At 60.8% G+C, this 20,155-nt stretch carries 13 protein-coding genes and 1 pseudogene; 6 read left to right on the forward strand and 8 right to left on the reverse strand.

Annotated features, from left to right (window positions below; all coding sequences use genetic code 11):
- Positions 1-34 precede the first annotated feature (34 nt).
- A complete protein-coding gene (locus HV782_RS00635) occupies positions 35-934 on the reverse strand; it encodes a homocysteine S-methyltransferase family protein (RefSeq protein WP_186743864.1) in 900 nt (299 codons plus the stop codon).
- A 113-nt stretch (positions 935-1,047) separates the two neighbouring features.
- On the opposite strand from HV782_RS00635, the gene HV782_RS00640 reads away from it, so the two are divergent.
- Positions 1,048-1,869: an ABC transporter substrate-binding protein gene (locus HV782_RS00640; RefSeq protein ID WP_128613607.1), complete on the forward strand. Its 822-nt coding sequence runs from the start codon at positions 1,048-1,050 to the stop codon at positions 1,867-1,869.
- Positions 1,866-2,702: an amino acid ABC transporter permease gene (locus tag HV782_RS00645; RefSeq protein ID WP_123469989.1), complete on the forward strand. Its 837-nt coding sequence runs from the start codon at positions 1,866-1,868 to the stop codon at positions 2,700-2,702. The genes HV782_RS00640 and HV782_RS00645 overlap by 4 nt, the downstream gene beginning before the upstream one ends.
- A gap of 32 nt (positions 2,703-2,734) precedes the next feature.
- On the opposite strand, the gene HV782_RS00650 is transcribed toward HV782_RS00645, so the two are convergent.
- Positions 2,735-3,013 carry a helix-turn-helix domain-containing protein gene (locus tag HV782_RS00650; RefSeq protein ID WP_128613606.1) on the reverse strand — a complete coding sequence of 93 codons (279 nt, stop codon included), beginning with the start codon at positions 3,011-3,013 and terminating at the stop codon, positions 2,735-2,737.
- Positions 3,010-3,201 (reverse strand): annotated as a pseudogene (locus HV782_RS00655) (type II toxin-antitoxin system HipA family toxin); the annotation flags it as partial. The gene HV782_RS00650 and the pseudogene HV782_RS00655, both read right to left, overlap by 4 nt.
- 166 nt (positions 3,202-3,367) lie before the next feature.
- On the opposite strand from HV782_RS00655, the gene HV782_RS00660 reads away from it, so the two are divergent.
- Both HV782_RS00660 and HV782_RS00665 read left to right on the forward strand, forming a co-directional pair.
- Entirely contained in the window at positions 3,368-6,325 is a 2,958-nt protein-coding gene (locus HV782_RS00660; protein WP_186743862.1) for an autotransporter outer membrane beta-barrel domain-containing protein, read from the forward strand.
- A 435-nt stretch (positions 6,326-6,760) separates the two neighbouring features.
- Complete coding sequence (locus HV782_RS00665; RefSeq protein ID WP_186743851.1) at positions 6,761-8,773, forward strand: autotransporter outer membrane beta-barrel domain-containing protein; 2,013 nt, start codon at positions 6,761-6,763, stop codon at positions 8,771-8,773.
- 171 nt (positions 8,774-8,944) lie between these two features.
- On the opposite strand, the gene oadA is transcribed toward HV782_RS00665, so the two are convergent.
- Positions 8,945-10,753: a sodium-extruding oxaloacetate decarboxylase subunit alpha gene (oadA, locus tag HV782_RS00670; RefSeq protein ID WP_123469993.1), complete on the reverse strand. Its 1,809-nt coding sequence runs from the start codon at positions 10,751-10,753 to the stop codon at positions 8,945-8,947.
- A gap of 97 nt (positions 10,754-10,850) precedes the next feature.
- Complete coding sequence (locus tag HV782_RS00675; protein ID WP_123469995.1) at positions 10,851-12,266, reverse strand: acetyl-CoA carboxylase biotin carboxylase subunit; 1,416 nt, start codon at positions 12,264-12,266, stop codon at positions 10,851-10,853.
- A gap of 190 nt (positions 12,267-12,456) precedes the next feature.
- On the opposite strand from HV782_RS00675, the gene HV782_RS00680 reads away from it, so the two are divergent.
- Complete coding sequence (locus HV782_RS00680) at positions 12,457-13,419, forward strand: LysR family transcriptional regulator (RefSeq protein ID WP_128614991.1); 963 nt, start codon at positions 12,457-12,459, stop codon at positions 13,417-13,419.
- Here HV782_RS00680 and HV782_RS00685 read toward each other — a convergent pair.
- The 3 genes from HV782_RS00685 to HV782_RS00695 all read right to left on the reverse strand — a co-directional run bounded on the left by HV782_RS00685 (position 13,361) and on the right by HV782_RS00695 (position 17,683).
- Positions 13,361-13,573: a PA3496 family putative envelope integrity protein gene (locus tag HV782_RS00685; protein WP_123469998.1), complete on the reverse strand. Its 213-nt coding sequence runs from the start codon at positions 13,571-13,573 to the stop codon at positions 13,361-13,363. The two genes, HV782_RS00680 and HV782_RS00685, sit on opposite strands and share 59 nt — an antisense overlap.
- A gap of 242 nt (positions 13,574-13,815) precedes the next feature.
- On the reverse strand, positions 13,816-14,682 hold the full coding sequence (hexR, locus tag HV782_RS00690; RefSeq protein WP_007962240.1) for a transcriptional regulator HexR: 867 nt from the start codon (positions 14,680-14,682) through the stop codon (positions 13,816-13,818).
- Between the two features lie 127 nt (positions 14,683-14,809).
- Positions 14,810-17,683 carry a putative bifunctional diguanylate cyclase/phosphodiesterase gene (locus tag HV782_RS00695; RefSeq protein WP_186743841.1) on the reverse strand — a complete coding sequence of 958 codons (2,874 nt, stop codon included), beginning with the start codon at positions 17,681-17,683 and terminating at the stop codon, positions 14,810-14,812.
- A 257-nt stretch (positions 17,684-17,940) separates the two neighbouring features.
- Here HV782_RS00695 and uvrD point away from each other — a divergent pair, with 257 nt between their 5' ends.
- Positions 17,941-20,124, forward strand: coding sequence for a DNA helicase II (gene uvrD, locus HV782_RS00700; RefSeq protein WP_123470002.1), 2,184 nt, complete (start codon positions 17,941-17,943; stop codon positions 20,122-20,124).
- Positions 20,125-20,155 lie beyond the last annotated feature (31 nt).

The raw sequence follows: 20,155 nt of genomic DNA on the forward strand, positions 1-20,155 counted from the left end.
GAGCAGCCGCAAGCTGCGATCTTTTGATCGGCTGTCAGCCCAGCTTTTGCGCAAGCACCGCAATGTGCTCCGGGCCGATCCCGCAGCAACCGCCCAAATGGCTGGCGCCACGCTGCTGCCAGTCAATCGCCCAGTGCAAGTAACCCGGTGGATCCAGGTCATCGCGCAACGGATCAAGTCCGTCATTGGCGGTTGCCTCTTTTGGCTGCGGCGGAAACGCATTGGCATACGCACCAATGTGAATCTTCACCCCCAGACGCTCGAAGGTGGCGCGCGCCGCATCAATCGCGGCACCGATCACTTCCGGCTGACTGCAATTGAACAACAACGTCTCGACGCCCAACTCAGCCGCCACCGCGGCCGCTTCGGCCACAGGCTCACCGGAACGCAGACGAGGCACTTCATCGGTGTCTTCATCCTGCAAGGTGAACGACAGCCAGAACGCTTTGCCGTCCTTCGGCAACCCCGCATGGATCGCTCGCGCCTCGGCCAGCGAACTCTGGGTTTCCGCCAGCCACAGATCCACGTGCGGTGCCAGGCCATTGACCAATGGCGCCAGCAACTCGGTCACTCGGTCGGCGTTGAACAGATCCGGCCGATACGAGCCAAACAGCGGTGGCAATGAGCCGGCCACCCGCACGGATTTCCCCGAGGCTTGCACCGCACGTTGCGCCAGCTCACCGGCCAACGCGGCCAGCGCCTGCCCTTCAGCGGCGAAGCGTTCTTCGCCAATATGGAACGGCACCACGGCGTAACTGTTGGTGGTAATCACATTGGCGCCACTGGCGATATAAGCGGCATGCACCGCTTCGACCGCTTGAGGCGCCTCGCTCAACGCCAGCGCCGACCACTCCGGCTGACGAAATGGCGCACCGGCGCGCTGCAACTCACGGCCCATGCCGCCATCGAGAATAATCGTGCTTACTGCGCCCATATGCTTTTCACTCATATGCTTATGAAAATAACTCACTATCGGAGTCGTTCTTATAACTATTTAATACGCACCATCCGGTTAATAACAACCTCTTTTTTGCTCAGGGATCGACTGTGAAATTTCAACCGCTACTGGCCCTGGGCCTGACGATTCTGGCTGCCTCCACGCAAGCGTTTGGCGGTGCCACCCTGGACCGTATCGAGCAAAAGAAAGAGCTGGTCGGCGTGCTGATGGAAAGCTATCCACCGTTCTCGTTCCTCAATGACCAGAACCAACTCGACGGCTTCGATGTGGATGTCGCCAAGGCCGTGGCGGAAAAACTGGGGGTCAAGTTGCGACTCGAAACGCCGTCGTGGGACGTCATTGCCGCCGGCCGCTGGAGCGGGCGCTACGACATCTGCATCTGTTCGATGACGCCGAGCAAGGCCCGCGCCGAAGTGTTCGATTTCCCGGTTGAGTACTACGCTTCGCCAGCGGTGATCGTGGTCAACGCCAAGGATGAGCGCATCCACGACGCCAAGGACCTGAGTGGCAAAAAAGTCGGTCTCACCAGCGCCTCCAGCTACGAAAGCTATCTGAACAAGAACCTGGTGATCGAAGGCGCCGAAGACACGCAGTTGCAGTACCCGTTCGACGATGTGCAGATCGCGCCATACGACACCGATAACGTCGCCTTCCAGGACTTGGGGCTGGGCGCCGGCGTGCGCCTGGATGCGATTCTCACCAACCTCGTCACCGCACAGCCGCGCCTGAACCAAGACAAACGCTTCAAGCTGGCGGGGCCGGCGCTGTACTCGGAACCGAATTCGGTGGCCATCGAAAAGGGCGACGCGCAATGGGATGCCAAAGTTCGCGAGGTCTTCGCGCAACTGAAACAGGACGGCACCCTGAGCCAACTGTCGCAAAAATGGATCGGCGCCGATATCAGCCAATGACTGCTTTCCCGACACCTCCACAGCCACCGCAACCGGTGGCTGAATCACGCCTGCAACGCATGTTCGGTTTCCGTACGCGGCTGTACCTGACCTGGGCAGCGCTGTTCTGCCTGTTCGCCGGGTTCTTCCTGAGCTTCGACCTGAAGTTCTCGATCATCCTCGACAAACTGCCCAATCTGGTCGGCCTGCACCTGGCGCCCAACGGTTTTCTGCAAGGGGCGGCGCTGACGCTTTTCCTCTGTCTGTGCTCGATCGTCGCCTCGTCGCTGCTGGGCTTCATCACGGCACTGGCACGCCTGTCGAAAAGCGCCGTGGCGTTCGGCATCGCCAGTTTTTACACCTCGTTCTTTCGCGGCACGCCACTGCTCATCCAGATCCTGCTGATCTACCTGGGCTTGCCGCAACTGGGTATCGTGCCCGGCGCGATTGTGGCCGGCATCATCGCCTTGTCGCTGAACTACGGCGCCTATCTGAGCGAAATCTTCCGCGCCGGTATCCTCGGTGTCGATCACGGCCAGCGCGAAGCGTCGCTGGCATTGGGGATGCGCGAGACGGTGATTTTCTGGCGGATCACCCTGCCGCAAGCCATGCGCACGATCATTCCGCCCACGACCAACCAATTCATCTCGATGCTCAAGGACTCGTCACTGATTTCGGTGATGGGGGTCTGGGAAGTGATGTTTCTGGCGCAATCCTATGGGCGCTCAAGCTACCGCTACATCGAAATGCTGACGACCGCAGCGATCATTTATTGGCTGATGTCGATCGGGCTGGAGCTGATTCAGGCGCGGATGGAACGGCACTACGGCAAGGCTTACGTGCGTCGCAGCTAGGGCGATCAGAACATTGCGGGCAGCGTCGGGTTTTAATTGATCTCTCGGCGCACCCGCACAACGCCCATTTTCAGTCCAAACGGACGAAACACTGCGTTCAACGATTTAAGTGTCTGATTGCCCTCACCGTGTTCGATATGAACCAGCGTACGCACCGATATTTTGCACATCTTCGCAAACTGGGTCTGATGCAGACCGGTCACTTCCACGCGCAAACGGCGAACGGCCTCACCGATCTCCAGCGTCCCCTGGGCCAGCGCCTCTTGAATGCTTTCGATGAGCACAGTGCGCTCGGCAACCGTCATGGTCATTGCAGATCCCACTCTTTCAAGCGTTGCTCCAGATTTTTCAGATGAATGCCTGGGTGGTTCATGGTTCTGTCGGGCAAACCACTGGCCGTCAGTATGTCGGGCAGCGCCGCCAGACGTTGGGCATCTTCGCGCAATCGTTCGAAAAGCGCTGGCGCATCACATAGCGCTGCCAATGGGTCATTGGGTTCAGCATTTAAAGCCTGACAGCCCTCCCTGAATCTGCAACAAATTGCAGATTAAATCCTTATTAGCACGATCCGAATGCAAAATAATGCAGATCAGTCACCGACATCATTCTGTAAAAACCCTTCGCTATACAGAACGGCCCGCTTATAACAAAAAGGCCGTCCGACCATGCTGTTCCCGCCTCAGCGTCTGTCCCTCACCATCGCCCTGCTGATCTCGGCCACCACTGCTCACGGCAAAACCGTGCAGATCGACACCACCACCACGGCATCGCAGACTCTCGGCGGCAGTGACACGCTGACGATTTCGGCGCCGGGCAGCATCACCAACAGCGGCAAGGCCGTGAGCCTGAAAGACAGCACCAGCGGGGTCGGCGTGGTGATCGACAATGCGGGCAAAATCATCTCCACGGGTGGCCGCGCAATCGACAGCAGCGGCGACCTGACCCGGGCGCGTAACTATCAGATATACAACCGCAGCGGCGGGCAGATTCTCGGCGCCAACGACGCCTTGCGTGTCGACAGCAACTTCGTCAGCGGCAGCCTGCTGATCGACAACAGCGGCATCATTCGCTCCACCACCGGCCAGGGCCTGGACCTTGATGCCCTGCGCAGCGAAGGGGTAACAACCACCATTATCAACCGCGCGGGCGGATTGATCCGCGGCGATGCCAGCGACGGCATGAAAACCGGCGCCCATGCGACCATCAGCAACTATGGCGAGATCTCCACCGGGGATTCGCACAACGCCGACGAGAAGTTCGACGGCATCGACATTGATTCCGCCACCGGTGTCAGCATCACCAACTACGGGGTGATTTCCGGTGGCCGTCACGGCATCACCACCGACCTTGGCGCGACGCTGATCAACTACGGGCAGATCACCGGGCGCAATGGCTCGGGCTTCGGCTCCGACGGCGATGGCACGGTGATCAACCACGGCACCATCACCGGGGCCTATTCCGGGCTGCAAGCCAATGGTGACGGCGACGGTGTGGACATCGACAAGATCGCCCACATCGAAAACTACGGCACCCTCCAAGGCGTCGGCGCCGGCGGCGTGGACAAGGGCGGTTTCGCCAATGGCAGTGAAGGCATCGCACTGGGCGGCGGTTACATCCTCAATGCCAGCGGCGCGCTGATCAGTGGCGCCAACAGCGCGATTCTGGTGGACGACGGCAGCGGCGGTTCCGGGCTGGCGGCAACCACACTGGAAAACTTCGGCAGCATCCAGGGCCTCGACGGTTTCGGTGTGAAGTTTGTCGGCGAATTCGCCGACAACGTCATTAACGGTGGCACCTTCAGCGGCAGCAATGGCCTGGCGCTGGATCTGGGCGGCGGCAATGACAACCTGACCTTGCGCAGCGGCAGCCGCTTCATCGGCGTGGTCGACGGTGGCAGCGGTTATGACCGGGTGGTGATGGATGACCCGACGGGTGGCAACTTCGGCAGCAGTCGCAACTTCGAGTGGCTGGAGGTCAGGCAAGGCGCGTGGACCCTGACCGGCCATGATGACTTCAGCGACGGCGGTGCAGTGCGCAATGGCGCGACGCTGATCAACCAGGGCGGCATTGCCGGCAATCTGACCGTCGATACCGGCGGTGTGTATGCCGGTGGCGGCTCGGTCGGCAGCCTCACCGTCAACGGCACCCTGCGTACTGACACCCGGCTCGGCCGCGCAACCATCGTGCATGACTTGAACCTGGGCAGCGGCGCCACCCTCGCCTACGGCGTCAACGCCGACGGCAGCAGTGCGCCGGTGCAGGTCGGCGGCACGGCCAACCTGAACGGTGCAACACTGGCGGTCAATCCCGGCAGCGGCACCTGGCCGTGGCAGAATCATTACACCGTGCTGCAAGCGGCGCAGGTCAACGGCCGTTTCGGCCAGGTCACCAGCGACTATGCGTTCCTGACGCCGACCCTCGCCTACACGCCGACGCAGGTCGATCTGACGTACACCCGCAACGACGTGGCATTCAGCGAATTCGCCGCCACCGGCAACGGCCGCAACGCCGCCAACAGCCTGGCCTCGCTGGGCACGCAAACGGCGCTGTACAACGCCTTGCTCAACACCACGCAAAGCACCGCCAGCGCGGCCGTCGAGCAACTGGCCGGCGCCAGCAACGCCAACCTGACCAGCGCCACACTTGGCGCCAGCAGTCAGGTCGGCAACAGCATGCTCTCGGCACTGCAGCAGATGGGCGGCAGCCCGGGACTGCTGGTCAGCCTCGATCAACGCGACACGCCGGTGCTGGCGGCCAACGGCGTGCCGTCCGAGGCGCGCAACCTGAATGACCCGAACGCTCGCGGCCGACTCTGGCTGCAAGGCATCGGTGGCTACGGCAAGCTTGACGGCGAACAGGGCAGCAGTGGTCTCGAACAACGCACCAAGGGCAGCGTGCTCGGCGCCGACTGGTCACTGAATCCGGCGTGGCGCCTGGGTGTACTGGGCGGTTATTCGAAAACCGATCTGGACGCGACCAGCGTCGACGGCAACGTCGAGAGCTGGCACGCCGGTGTGTATGCCTTGCATCAAAATGGCCCGATGTCGCTGCGTCTGGGGGCGGCCTACAGCGGCCATCAGGGCGAAAGCAAACGCACCATCGCCTTCAACGGTTTCAGCGACCGGCCCAAAGGCGACTACGACGCCGACAGCCAGCAAGCCTTCGCCGAACTCGGTTACGCCATGGGCAGCGGTCGCCTCAGCGCCGAACCGTATGCCAGCCTCGGCTACCAGCGCTACCACCGCGACAGCTACAAGGAAAAGGGCGGCGCCGCCGCGCTGCAGGTCGACAGCCAGAGCCAGGACAACTTCAGCAGCAGCCTCGGTCTGCGTCTGGCGCACCTGAGCAGCCTGGACAACGGCATGAGCGTGACCCCACGCATGGCACTCGGCTGGAAGCACACGTACGGCGATGTCAGCAGTTCGACGCGTCAGGCGTTCGTGACCGGCGGCACTGCGTTTAATGTCGATGGCAGCGCACTGGATCGCGACAGCCTGCTGCTCGAAGCCGGCCTCGACGTGGGCGTCTCTGCACGGCATACGCTGGGGCTGGGGTACAGCGGCGAGTTGGGCAACAACAGTCGCAACCACGGTTTGATCGGGCAGTGGCAAATGAGTTTTTGATATTTGCTAGCAGGCGTCGTCCCGTTTATTTGTAGGAAAAGGGATCGGCAGAACCGCGTAAAAACAACGGTTCCGACTCACGCGGTGAATTTCTACAGAATGATCCGATGTCCCCTGCAATTCCGTGGGAAGCAGCCGACATCGAAGTTTGCGGTATCTCCCTAGAGTTTGGCCTCCTGTCAAAAGAGGCCGTACTTGATGCCCGTTCAACACACATTCAAACCGAAACATCTGGCGTTAGCGATTGCACTGACCGTTTGCTGCGTGGAGAGCTCCGTCGCTCAACAGGCAGAAGAACCTGTTGTCACCGCTGCAGAAGGAACCAAAACACGTAAAAGGCTCCCCAAAAAGGTTGCCCCCGCCCTGCCTGATGCAGCCATCGAGCAACCGGAGCCCTTCGTCGATCTCTTTGAGATTCCGGATTTTATCGGCCCGATGGAGCATACCCGTCCAGCCATCAATGAGCCGCGTGAAGACGCGATAACGCGATTGCCAGTGGTCGAAGCGGCCAAAGCGGTTGTCGAGTTCGATGACGCCTTCTATCAGTTTCTCGAATTCCCCGAGCCTGAGACTGGAGAAACAGAGATAGCAGAGCTGGATGAAGATTCGTTCGACGAATTTCAGAATGCCTACACCACTCAGATCTCGTTTATCTCGCAAGCACTTGAAAACGTTGACGGCGTTTCGTTGCAACTCGGTGAGGCGGACGACTTGCTTGTTATCAACAACGGCGCCCGATGGGAGGGCCGGCTCGACGGCGGCGCAGGCAAGAACGGATTACTGCTGAACGCTTCCGAAGGCGGAGAGATCGGGGCAACCGCAAATTTTGCCGGTCTACGTGTCGCGCGAGGGAAATGGCAATTGCACGATGAGTTCCAGGGATCGGCCGAGGTCCAGGCCGGTGCCAGCCTGATGAACAACGGCTCGATTGAAGGCGATGCCTATGTCGACGAATCCGCCGTGTACGGCGGGAACGGCAAAGTCTCCAACTTATATGTCCAAGGCGCACTGGTCGCCAATACCGAAATTGGTTCGCCAATCGTCAAAGGCAACCTGGAATTCACCGAAACCGCGACTTACTCCTACGGAGTGACGGCTGACCAGTTTTCGACCCCCGTACTGGTAGAAGGCACAGCAACGCTGGCAAATGCCAGCGTTCAGGTTTTTGCCGCCCCCGGCGACTACGCCAACAGTGCCACTCACCCAATTCTGTTTGCAGGAAAAATCGACGGCGAATTCGGCCGGGTCAGCACTAACCTGGCCTTCCTGACGCCAACGCTTTCGTACACTGACACTGCCGTAGCGTTAACGTACAAACGCAACGATCTGGCACTCGAACGGCTGGCGGAGTCCGCCAGTGGCCAGGCGTTGGCGCGCAGCGTTGATACGCCGATGACGGCAACCCTCAACACCGCCGTGCAAGCGCTCGTGAGTAGCACCCGCGCGTCTGCCCCGATCGCCATTGAACAGCTCGCCGGCAGCAGCAACGCCAACCTCGCCAAGGCGACACTCAGCAGCCTCACTCCCGTGAGCAAAAGCATGCTCTCGGCCATGCACCAACTGAACACCCGCTCGGGCACAACCCATGGCTCCGCCAGTTCGCCGCGCCAGGCCGCTGGCGCGGCTGATACCGGCAGAGTCTGGGTTCAGGCGCTCGGCCATGGCGGCAAGGTTGATCATGACGCTGACAGCACCCTGAAGCACGCGACCCAAGGCCTGGTCATCGGTGCTGACTGGCGTCTCGATGAGCAATGGCACGTCGGACTGATCGGCGGGAAATCCCAGACAAAACTCGACGCCCGCCAATACGACGGCGACCTCGACAGCTGGCACCTCGGTGCTTATGCCGTGCGTCAGGACGGACCGATGGCACTGCGCCTGGGCGCCACCTACGCAAGCCATGCCGGCAGCAGCAAACGACGCGTGGCGTTCAATGATTTCAGTGATCGCCTCAAAGGCGCCTACGACGTCAATACCCAGCAAGCCTTTGCCGAACTGGGTTTCAATCTTGGCCGCAACAACGTGACGCTCGAGCCGTTCGCCGGCCTCGGTTTTCAACGCTACCAACGCGACAGCTATAGCGAAAAGGGTGGCGATGCGGCGCTGAGAGTCTTCGGCCAGACGCGCGCCAACCTCAGTAGCACCTTCGGGGTTCGCGTTGCCAAAACCAGCTTCCTCGACAACGGCATGCGTCTGACACCGCGCCTGAGCACCGGCTGGAAACACACCTTTGGCGAGATCGAAAACGATACCCGCCAACAACTGATCAAGGGCGGCAAACGCTTTGATATTGCCGGTGCGGCGCTGGATCGTAACAGCCTGTCCGTGGATGCCGGCCTCGACCTCGGGCTTTCCGCCAACCACACGCTGGGCGTAGGCGTCACCGGTGAAATGGGTACCGACAGCCGCACTCACGGCGTCGTCGGTCAATGGCGCATGGCGTTCTAAAACTCGATCGGTAGTGCTGCCACAGACTGCGATCTTTTAATCTGGTTTAAAAAATCAAAGTCAAAGGTTTGCAGTCTGCGGCCGCCCTACAGGTGAGCGTTGTGTTCAGGCAAAAAAAAGGGGAGCACCATGCCCCCCCGAGGTTTAAAGCGTTTGATCGTGGCCGTTATCTCAGCCTTCGATCTCGATCAGGATTTCGCCCGGGTTGACGCGGTCGCCCTTGGCAACATGGATGGCGGTCACCTTGCCGGCAACGGCGGCCTGCACCTCGGTCTCCATCTTCATCGCTTCGGTGATCAGTACGGCCTGGCCGGCCTTGACGGTGTCGCCCTCCTTGACCAGCACATCAACGATGTTGCCTGGCATGGTGGTGCTGACGTGGCCCGGGGCCGACGCCTGCTTGCGTTTGCTGCTGCCACCACTGACGAATTCGTTGAGCGGTTCGAACACCACTTCTTCCGGCATACCGTCGATGGACAGGTAGAAGTGACGCTTGCCTTCGGCCTTCACCCCGACACCGGTGATGTCGACGCGGTAAGTCTCGCCGTGGACGTCGATGACGAACTCGGTCGGCACGCCTTCGCCGCCAGCCTTCGCCACACCACCGGCCTCAGGAATCGGCAACAGCACTTCCGGAACGAGGGTGCCGGCGGCACGCTCTTCGAGGAACTTGCGCCCGATGTCCGGGAACATGGCGAAAGTCAGCACGTCTTCTTCGGACTTCGCCAGCGCGCCGATGTCGGCCCGCAGCTTGGTCATTTCCGGTTTGAGCAGATCGGCCGGACGTACGTCGATCACCTCTTCACTGCCGATGGCCTGACGACGCAGCTGTTCGTTGACCACGCCCGGCGCCTTGCCGTAGCCGCCTTGCAGGTAAAGCTTCACTTCGTTGGTGATGGTCTTGTAACGCTCGCCGGCCAACACGTTGAAGAACGCCTGGGTGCCGACGATCTGCGAGGTCGGGGTCACCAGCGGCGGGAAGCCGAGGTCTTCACGCACCCGCGGGATTTCCGCCAGCACTTCGGCCATGCGGTTGAGAGCACCCTGCTCTTTCAACTGGTTGGCGAGGTTGGAGATCATGCCGCCCGGCACCTGGTTGACTTGCACGCGAGTGTCGACGGCGGTGAATTCACTTTCGAACTGGTGGTACTTCTTGCGCACGGCGTAGAAGTACAGGCCGATCTCTTGCAGCAATTCGAGGTTCAGACCGGTGTCGTACTCGGTGCCCTTGAGCGCAGCAACCATAGACTCGGTGCCTGGGTGGCTGGTGCCCGAGGCAAAGCTGGAGATCGCGGTGTCGATGTGGTCGGCGCCGTTTTCGATGGCCTTGAGCTGGCACATTGCGGCGAGGCCGGCCGTGTCGTGGGAGTGGATGAACACCGGCAGCGACTGCTCGGCTTTCAACGCGCGGACCAGTTCGCCGGTGGCGTACGGCGTCAGCAGGCCGGCCATGTCCTTGATTGCCACCGAGTCGCAACCCATGGCTTCCATCTGCTTGGCTTGCGCCACGAACGCGTCGATGGTGTGCACCGGGCTGGTGGTGTAGGCGATCGTGCCTTGCGCATGTTTGCCGGCAGCCTTCACCGCCTCGATCGCCACGCGCAGGTTACGCACGTCGTTCATCGCATCGAAGATGCGGAACACGTCGATGCCATTGACCGCGGCCTTGGCGACGAAGGCTTTGACCACATCGTCGCTGTAGTGGCGGTAGCCCAGCAGGTTCTGCCCGCGCAGAAGCATTTGCAGACGGGTATTGGGCAGCGCGGAGCGCAGTTGGCGCAGGCGTTCCCACGGGTCTTCTTTCAGAAAACGTACGCAGGCGTCGAACGTCGCACCGCCCCAGCATTCCAGCGACCAGTAGCCGACTTTGTCGAGCTTGTCGCAGATCGGCAGCATGTCTTCGGTGCGCATGCGGGTGGCGAGCAGCGATTGGTGAGCGTCGCGCAGGATGGTGTCGGTAACGAAGATCTTCTTAGTCATTGGTATCTCCTCATAGCGGCAAGCTTCAAGCTACGAGCTGCAAGAAAAAGCCGAGTCGCTCTCACTTGAAGCTTGTCGCTGCAGCTCGCAGCTGCATTTATAGGCCTGCGTGGGCGGCGATGGCGGCGGCGATGGCCAGGGCCAGCTCTTCGGGTTTGCGCTTGATCGAGTAGTTGGTCAGTTCAGGATGGCTTTCAACGAAGCTGGTATTGAACTGGCCGCTACGGAATTCCGGATTGCGCAGGATTTCCTGGTAATACGCGGCAGTGGTCTTCACCCCTTGCAGACGCATGTCGTCGAGGGCGCGCAGGCCACGGTCCATCGCCTCTTCCCAAGTCAGCGCCCAGACCACCAGTTTCAGGCACATCGAGTCGTAGAACGGCGGAATGGTGTAGCCGGTGTAGATCGCCGTGTCGGTGCGCACGCCGGGGCCGCCGGGAGCGTAGTAGCGAGTGATCTTGCCGAAGCTCGGCAGGAAGTTGTTCTTCGGGTCTTCGGCGTTGATCCGGAACTGCAGCGCGAAGCCACGGTGCTGGATGTCCTCCTGCTTCACTGACAGCGGCAGGCCGGAGGCGATGCGGATCTGCTCACGAACGATGTCGATCCCGGTGATTTCTTCGGTGATGGTGTGTTCCACCTGCACCCGGGTGTTCATCTCCATGAAGTACACCTCGCCCTCGGCGAGCAGGAACTCCACGGTGCCGGCGTTCTCGTAGCCCACAGCCTTGGCTGCGCGCACCGACAGGTCGCCGATGTAGGCGCGCTGTTCCGGGGTCAGTTGCGGGCTCGGGGCGATCTCGATCAGCTTCTGGTTGCGGCGCTGGATCGAGCAGTCACGCTCGAACAGGTGCACGACGTTGCCGAAGCTGTCGCCGAGGATCTGCGCTTCGATGTGTTTCGGATTAACGATGCATTTTTCCAGGAACACTTCCGCCGAACCGAAGGCCTTGGTCGCTTCGGAAATCACCCGAGGGAAATTCTGTTCGAGTTCTTCGCGGCTGTTGCAGCGACGGATGCCGCGCCCGCCACCACCGGAGGTGGCCTTGAGCATGACCGGGTAACCGATGCGGTCGCCCTCGGCCAAGGCTTCATTGATGTCGGCCACGTTGCCTTCAGTGCCCGGGGTGACCGGTACCCCGGCCTTGATCATGCTGCGCCGGGCTTCGGTCTTGTCGCCCATGCGGCGAATGACTTCTGCCGACGGGCCGATGAATTTAATCCCGCGTTCGGCGCAGATGTCTGCCAACTCGGCATTTTCCGAGAGGAAGCCGTAACCGGGGTGCAATGCATCGCAACCGGTTTCCACCGCCAGGTTCACCAGCTTGCGCGGGTTCAGGTAACCGGCCAGTGGCTCGGCACCGATGCTGTGGGCTTCGTCCGCACGCTTCACATGCAAGGCATGGCGGTCGGCGTCGGAAAAAATCGCAACCGAGCGAATGCCCATTTCGGCGCAGGCTCGCACGATTCGTACGGCAATCTCACCACGGTTGGCGATCAGGATCTTTGTTATCACTTGGAGGTTCCCTTGAGCCGGTGGCACCACGACCTGCTAGACCCAGGTCGACGCGTGACCAAATGTTTCAATTTAGTCGCAGCCCCACACTAGCGCTCACAAGGGATTAACAAAAATGAATAAAAATTGGGTCAGGCATAAGCAAAGACTTATAGTTAAATCATCAGCCTGCCGTCAGAGCCTATAAGAAATGCGTAAGTCCTTGATGCGTATGACATTACGTCAGTTGCAGATCTTCAACGAAGTGTGTGATTTGCGTTCCTACAGCCGTGCGGCTGAAGAAATGTCGCTCACACAACCGGCCGTCAGCCTACAGATTCGTCAGTTGGAAGAGTTGATCGGCCAGCCATTATTCGATTATGTCGGCAAAAAACTCTACATGACCGAGGCTGCCGAAGCCCTGCAGCGGGCCAGCCGGGACATCTTCGGTCGCCTGGAAAACCTCGACATGCAGCTGTCGGACATGCAGGGCTCGCTGCAAGGCCAACTGAAGCTGGCGGTGGAATCCAGCGCCAAATACTTCGTGCCGCACCTGTTCGCCGCCTTCAAGCGCCAGCACCCGGAAGTGAACCTGCAACTGACCGTGGTCAACCGTGGCCAGGTGATCCGCCGCCTCTCGGACAACCGCGACGATCTGGTGATCATGTCGATGGTGCCGCAGGACATGGGCCTGGAGTTTCTGCCCTTTCTGAACAACCCGATTGTCGCCGTGGCGCGCCCGGATCATCCGCTGGCGCATATGGGGCCGCTGCGTTTGCAGGACCTTGAGCCCTACACACTGCTGATCCGCGAACCGGGTTCAGGCACGCGAATGGCCTGCGAGGAATACTTCAAGGAGAAACGCGTGCACTTCACCCAGACTCAGGAAGTGGCCTCGGCCGAAGCCCAGCGCGAATGCGTGGTGGCGGGTCTGGGCTTGGCGCTTTTGACGCGCCACGCCCTGAACCTGGAGTTGGCGACCGGCGGCCTGGTGGAGTTGCCGGTCGAGGAGTTGCCGCTGTTCCGTAGCTGGTGCCTGGTGCAAGCCAAGGCCAAACGGCTGTCACCGGTGGCGCACGCCTTCCTGGCGTTTATCCGCAGCGAACGGGTGCAGATCAGCGCGCTGGTTGAGCGCTTCGACGGGAAGTTGCCGGTACGGCCTGCCAGTAGTTGATTTCAATGTCCTCGGGAAAATCGCTGATTTCGCTTTGAAGCTGACGAAGTTCGAAGCGATCTTCGATGGCGCGACGGAATTCCATGCGGCGCTGGTCTTCCTGTTGACGACGGGTTTTCGCGGCGCTGTTGCGTTCTTCGTAGGGCTGAGCCATTTCGAGTCTCCCAAGGCGAGTACGGGAGTTTCACGATAGGCGTGAGGGATGACGGTTTGGCTGCGCGGGGATGACAGTGCGATGAAACTTGCGCAGGGTTGTGGTGTTTCTGAGGACGCCTTCGCGAGCAGGCTCGCTTCCACATTTGATCTCGGTGTGACACAAAATTTGTGTCCACAACAGAAGATCCCCTGTGGGAGCAAGCCTGCTCGCGATTAAGTTCGGAACGACCTTAGATGACTTCAGTCATCCAGCGCTTTTACGGCTTTCGGCGACAAGCGCAAGCTGCGCAGACTGCGCTTGACGCTCTTCAGGTGATTGACCAGGCTCGGCCCGCGCGCCATCGCCACGCCCATCGCCAACACGTCGATCACCACCAGATGCGCAATGCGCGAGGTCAGCGGCGTGTAGATCTCGGTGTCTTCGTGCACATCAATCGCCAGGTTGACGGTCGACAGTTCGGCCAACGGCGTCTGGCTTGGGCACAGGGTGATCAGCGAAGCGCCACTCTCGCGAACGAGGTTGGCGGTGATCAGCAGATCCTTGGAGCGCCCGGACTGGGAAATGCAGATCGCCACGTCGGTCGGCTTCAACGTCACCGCCGACATCGCCTGCATGTGCGGGTCGGAGTACGCCGCCGCCGTCAGCAGCAAACGGAAGAACTTGTGCTGCGCATCCGCCGCCACCGCGCCCGACGCACCAAAGCCATAGAACTCGACACGCTGCGCCTGAGACATCAGCGTCACCGCGCGCTGCAACTCCACCGGATCAAGCTTCTCGCGAACCTCCATCAAGGTGTGCAGCGTGGTGTCGAAGATCTTCAGGCTGTAGTCGGCGACCGAGTCGTCCTCATGGATCGCGAACTGACCAAAACTGGCACCGGCAGCCAGGCTCTGCGCCAGTTTCAGTTTCAGATCCTGAAAACCTGAACAACCGATGGCGCGACAGAAGCGCACGATGGTCGGTTCACTGATGCCGACGCTGTGGGCCAGATCGGCCATGGAACTGTGCATCACGGCCGCAGGGTCAAGCAGCACGTGGTCGGCGACCTTGAGCTCCGACTTGCGTAACAGGTGACGTGACTGGGCGATGTGTTGCAGCAGATTCAAGGGGCTGGACTCTTCTTATGGGCAAGGATGTAGCACGCTTGTAGTTATACTACATGAATTGGCTTTTTGCCTGCTCAATGCGTAACTCAATGTCCCCGTATTGGGCGTGATGACGCGCATGTAGCACTTAAAACGGTTTTGCCTGCTCACGCAAAAGCCCGGCCAGCGCGGCAGCTTCTACCGGACGACTGATCAGATAGCCCTGCACCTCGTCGCAGCCCTCGGCCCGCAAAAACGTCAGTTGCTCCGGCCGTTCGACTCCTTCGGCCACCACCTTCAACGACAGTCCGTGGGCCATGGCAATGATCGCGCGGGTGATCGCCGCATCCTCACTGCCCTCGCCCAGGCCGCGAATGAACGCCTGATCGATCTTCACGTAATCCACCGGAATCCGTTTCAGATAACTCAACGACGAATACCCGGTGCCGAAGTCGTCGATGGCCAGTTTCACCCCCAGATCCCGCAGTTGCTGGAACGTCGCAATGATGTGTTCAACGCTGTCGAGCAACTGGCTTTCGGTCAATTCCAGCTCGAGAAAATGCGGCGCCAGACCGGTCTCCTCCAACACCTGCCGCACCAGACTGACCAGTTTGCCCTGACGCAGTTGATGCACCGACAGGTTCACCGACACGCGGATCGCTTCCAGGCCCTCGCGCTGCCATTCGCACGCTTGCCAACACGCCTGACGCAGGACGAACTCGCCGATGGGGCCGATCAACCCGGTTTCTTCGGCCAGCCCGATGAAATCGCCTGGCGGTACCTGCCCCAGAATCGGATGTTCCCAGCGCACCAGAGCCTCCGCCGCATTCAGCCGACCTGTCGCCAGGCACAACTTCGGCTGATAGAACACCTTCAGTTGCTTGTCTTCGATAGCTTTGCGCAACTGGTTCTCCAGTTGCAGACGCTCAAGGGTGCTGGCCTGCAGGCTATCGGTGTAGAACTGGAAATTGTTGCCGCCCAGATGCTTGGCATGCTGCATGGCCATGTTCGACTGACTGACCAGCGCGGAAATTTCACGGGCATTGTCCGGCAGCATACTGATGCCCATCGAGGCGCTGACCACCAGTTCATGCCCTTCGACCGTCAGCGGCAGACGCAGCTTGCTCGACAACCGCGTGGCGACCCGCGCCAGGCTCGACAGGTTGCCGTAGGCGTCGAACAGCACCGCGAATTCGTCACCGGACAACCGCGCAATCGTGTCCGCTTCCGGCAAGGCATTGACCAGCCGCCGGGACATTTTTTGCAGCAACTGGTCAGCGATCTCATGGCCGAGGCTGTCGTTGAGCAATTTGAAACGATCCAGATTGATGTGCAGCAACGCCAGACTGCGCCGTCCGCCCTGCCGGACCCGTTGGTGGGCTTCGTGCAGGCGCTCGCGAAACAGCGAGCGATTGGCCAGTCCGGTGAGTTCATCGTAGTGCGTCAGGTAACGCATGCGCTCTTCGGATTCGCGCCGCGCCGAAAGATCGGCGAAGAAGCCGACGATATGACTGACGTTGCCCCGACTGTCGCGCACTGCATTGAGTTGCAGCCACTGTGGATACAACTCGCCGTTCTTGCGGGTTTCCACCAGTTCACCTTGCCAACTGCCATGCTGCTCCAGCGCATGGCGGATCGCGACGTAATGCCGACGGGCATCGCGGCTGCACGGCAACTCGACGACATTGCGCCCGAGCATGTCGTCGATGTCGTAACCGGTCACCCGGCTGAAGGCCTGATTGATCGCGATCAGCGCGTAGTTCGGGTCGAGGATCACAATGCCTTCGCTGGCCGCTTCGAACACCGTCGCCGCCAGGCGCTGCTGCTCTTCGAGGCTTTTGCTGGCACTGATGTCGCGGCGGGTGCCGACCATGCGGATCACTTGCCCGCTCTCGCTACGTTCAACGGCGCGGCCACGGTCTTCGATCCACACCCAGTGACCATCGCCGTGGCGCACGCGGTATTCGATCTGATAGTCCTCGGTGCGGCCCTTCAAATGCTCGACCAAGGCGTGCTTGAGCGACGGCACATCCTCCGGGTGCAGGCGTGGCTTGAGGTCGCGCAGGATGGCCGTGACGTATTCCGGGGCGAGGCCGAACAGCTCCTGAATCTGCGTGTGATGAACCTCGTCGGTCTGCAGGTTCCAGTCCCACAACCCCAGCTCGCTGGCCTTCAGCGCCAGCGCCAGGCGCGCTTCGCTTTTGCTCAGGGCCTGATTGGCGGCGTCCAGCTCGCGGCTGCGCTGAGCGACACGGTCTTCCAGGTCGACCTGCGCTTCGCGCAACTGGCCTTCGGCGCAACGCCGCTGCTCGATTTCCCGCGCCAGCTCCTGATTGAGTTGTTCGCTGCGCGACTGCGTCTGCTGAAGATGTTCGATCAGGTGCTGATTCTGAAAGCGCCGCAGCAAACCACGATCAATCAGGCGATTGACCTGCCACGCCACCACGCTCAGCGAGCCGAGCAGAATCAGGCCCAGCCAGCCCCAGCCGCGCGCCTGCTCGTCGCCGCCCCAGAACAGATAGCCGATCGCCGGCAGCAGGCACGGCAAGGTAAATGACAGAAACGCCGGCAGGCTCACCGCATAGGCGACACTGGCCGACAATGTCGCGGCACCGATCAGGCCGAACACCCAGGCCTGCTGCATGAAGTTGTCGGCCGGCACCAGGGCAATGCCAGCGCCAGCCAGGGTCAGGCCGGTCATGGTCGAGCCGAGCAGGAACATGCGGAACCAGATCGGCTGGGCCTGGCGATTGGGTATCGCCGAATCGAACGCCGCCACTTGAATCACGCGCAACGCCACCAGCGACAGCAACCACACCAGCCAGACACTGACCACGAAGTAGCGCTGCGGGCTCCAGAGCAAAGCGGCGCAGACCAGACCATTGATCAACATGAACAGGGTGGGCAACAGAGAGCCCTGGTACAGCAGGCGCGTGCGCTCCACCGCCATTTCGACGGCATAGTGCTTGCGGATAACCCGGGGTTCCACAGAGGGGCCCGACAGTTCGGAGCTGAGGGTCATGGGCAACGTTCTTGTTCTTATAAGGGGGGCGTGCGCCCGAAACGTGCACGGAGCATACACAAGCCGATCCCGTTGCCAAACTGCCCCAGGTCATAATTTCAGCGAAACATTTGCTCCCCGCAACGACGCCGAAACCCGCAGAGCCACACGGACTCACGCCTTCAGCCGATGACCGACCGGTCGTCATCGGCAGCACTTTCATCGGCTAATGCAAAGCTCGGTTTGCCCGGGCCTGCGGCGCACCCTAGAATGCCCCGATGCGCGATGATCTCTCCCTTCTGCTGAACTCCCTCAACGATGCCCAACGCCAGGCCGTAGCCGCCCCCGTTGGCCGTCAGTTGGTCCTGGCCGGTGCTGGCTCCGGTAAAACCCGAGTGCTGGTGCACCGTATCGCCTGGTTGATCCAGGTCGAAAACGCCTCGCCCCACTCCATCCTGTCGGTGACGTTCACCAACAAGGCCGCTGCCGAGATGCGTCACCGCATCGAGCAGTTGCTGGGTATCAACCCGGCCGGCATGTGGGTGGGCACCTTCCACGGCCTGGCGCATCGCTTGCTGCGGGCGCACTGGCAGGAAGCGGGATTGAGCCAGACCTTCCAGATTCTCGACAGCGACGACCAGCAACGACTGGTCAAGCGAGTGATCCGCGAGCTGGGTCTGGACGAGCAACGCTGGCCGGCCCGGCAGGCCCAGTGGTTCATCAACGGGCAAAAAGACGAAGGTCTGCGCCCGCAACATATTCAAGCCAGTGGCGATCTGTTCCTGGCCACCATGCGCGGCATTTACGAAGCCTACGAGGCGGCCTGCCAGCGTGCCGGCGTCATCGACTTCTCCGAACTGCTGCTGCGCGCCCTCGACCTGTGGCGCGACCACCCGGGCCTGCTGGCGCATTATCAGAAGCGCTTCCGGCACATTCTGGTGGACGAGTTCCAGGACACCAACGCCGTGCAATACGCCTGGTTGCGTCTGCTCGGCAAGGGTGGCGACAGCCTGATGGTGGTCGGTGACGACGACCAGTCGATCTACGGCTGGCGTGGCGCGAAAATCGAGAACATTCATCAGTACTCATCCGACTTCCCGGATTCGGTAACCATTCGTCTGGAGCAGAACTACCGCTCGACGGCCGGCATCCTGAAAGCGGCCAACGCCCTGATCGCCAATAACACCGGGCGCCTGGGCAAGGAGCTGTGGACCGATGGCGGCGACGGCGAAGCAATCAATCTGTACGCCGCGTTCAACGAACACGACGAAGCACGTTACGTTGTCGAAACCATCGAAAGCGCGCTGAAAACCGGCCTGGCCCGTAGCGATATCGCGATTCTGTACCGCTCCAACGCCCAATCGCGCGTTCTGGAAGAAGCCTTGCTGCGCGAACGCATTCCGTACCGCATCTATGGCGGCCAGCGCTTCTTCGAGCGCGCGGAAATCAAGAACGCCATGGCCTACCTGCGCTTGCTCGAAGGCCGCGGCAACGATGCCGCGCTGGAACGGGTGATCAACGTACCGGCCCGTGGCATTGGCGAAAAAACCGTCGAAGCGATCCGCGACCACGCACGCCACAGCGATGTGTCGATGTGGGAAGCGATGCGCCAACTGGTGGCCAATAAAGGCCTGACCGGTCGCGCCGCCGGGGCGCTGGGTGCGTTCATCGAGCTGATCGAAAACCTCGCCGCCAAGTGCATGGAGATGCCGCTGCACCTGATGACCCAGACCGTCATCGAGCAGTCGGGGCTGATCGCCTATCACGAAGCGGAAAAAGGCGAGAAAGGCCAGGCCCGGGTGGAAAACCTTGAGGAACTGGTCAGTGCCGCGCGCAACTTCGAGAACACCGAAGAAGACGAAGAGCTGACACCACTGGCGGCGTTCCTCGGCCACGCTTCGCTGGAAGCCGGAGACACCCAGGCCGACGAACACGAAGACAGCGTTCAGCTGATGACCCTGCACAGCGCCAAAGGCCTGGAATTCCCTTACGTGTTCCTGGTGGGCATGGAAGAAGGCCTGTTCCCGCACAAGATGAGCCTGGAAGAACCGGGGCGCCTTGAGGAAGAACGGCGCCTGGCCTACGTCGGTATCACCCGGGCCATGCAGAATCTGGTGATGACCTATGCTGAAACCCGACGCCTGTACGGCAGCGAAACCTACAACAAGGTTTCGCGTTTCGTACGCGAAGTACCGAAGGGCCTGATTCAGGAAGTGCGTTTGTCGAACAGCGTCAGCCGACCGTTCGGTGGCAACCAGTCAATGAGCGGCAGCAACCTGTTCAGCGGCAGCGAAATTCCGGAAACCGGCTTCAGTCTGGGCCAGGCCGTGCGCCATTCGATCTTCGGCGACGGCGTGATCCTCAACTTCGAAGGCGCCGGCGCGCAGGCGCGGGTTCAGGTGAATTTCAGCGAAGGCAGCAAGTGGCTGATGCTCGGTTACGCCAAGCTGGAAGCTATCTAAGGCTTTGCTCGATTGCTCTTCTGCAGGAGTG

The sequence above is a fragment of the Pseudomonas monsensis genome (assembly GCF_014268495.2).
GTDB classification, from domain to species: domain Bacteria; phylum Pseudomonadota; class Gammaproteobacteria; order Pseudomonadales; family Pseudomonadaceae; genus Aquipseudomonas; species Aquipseudomonas monsensis.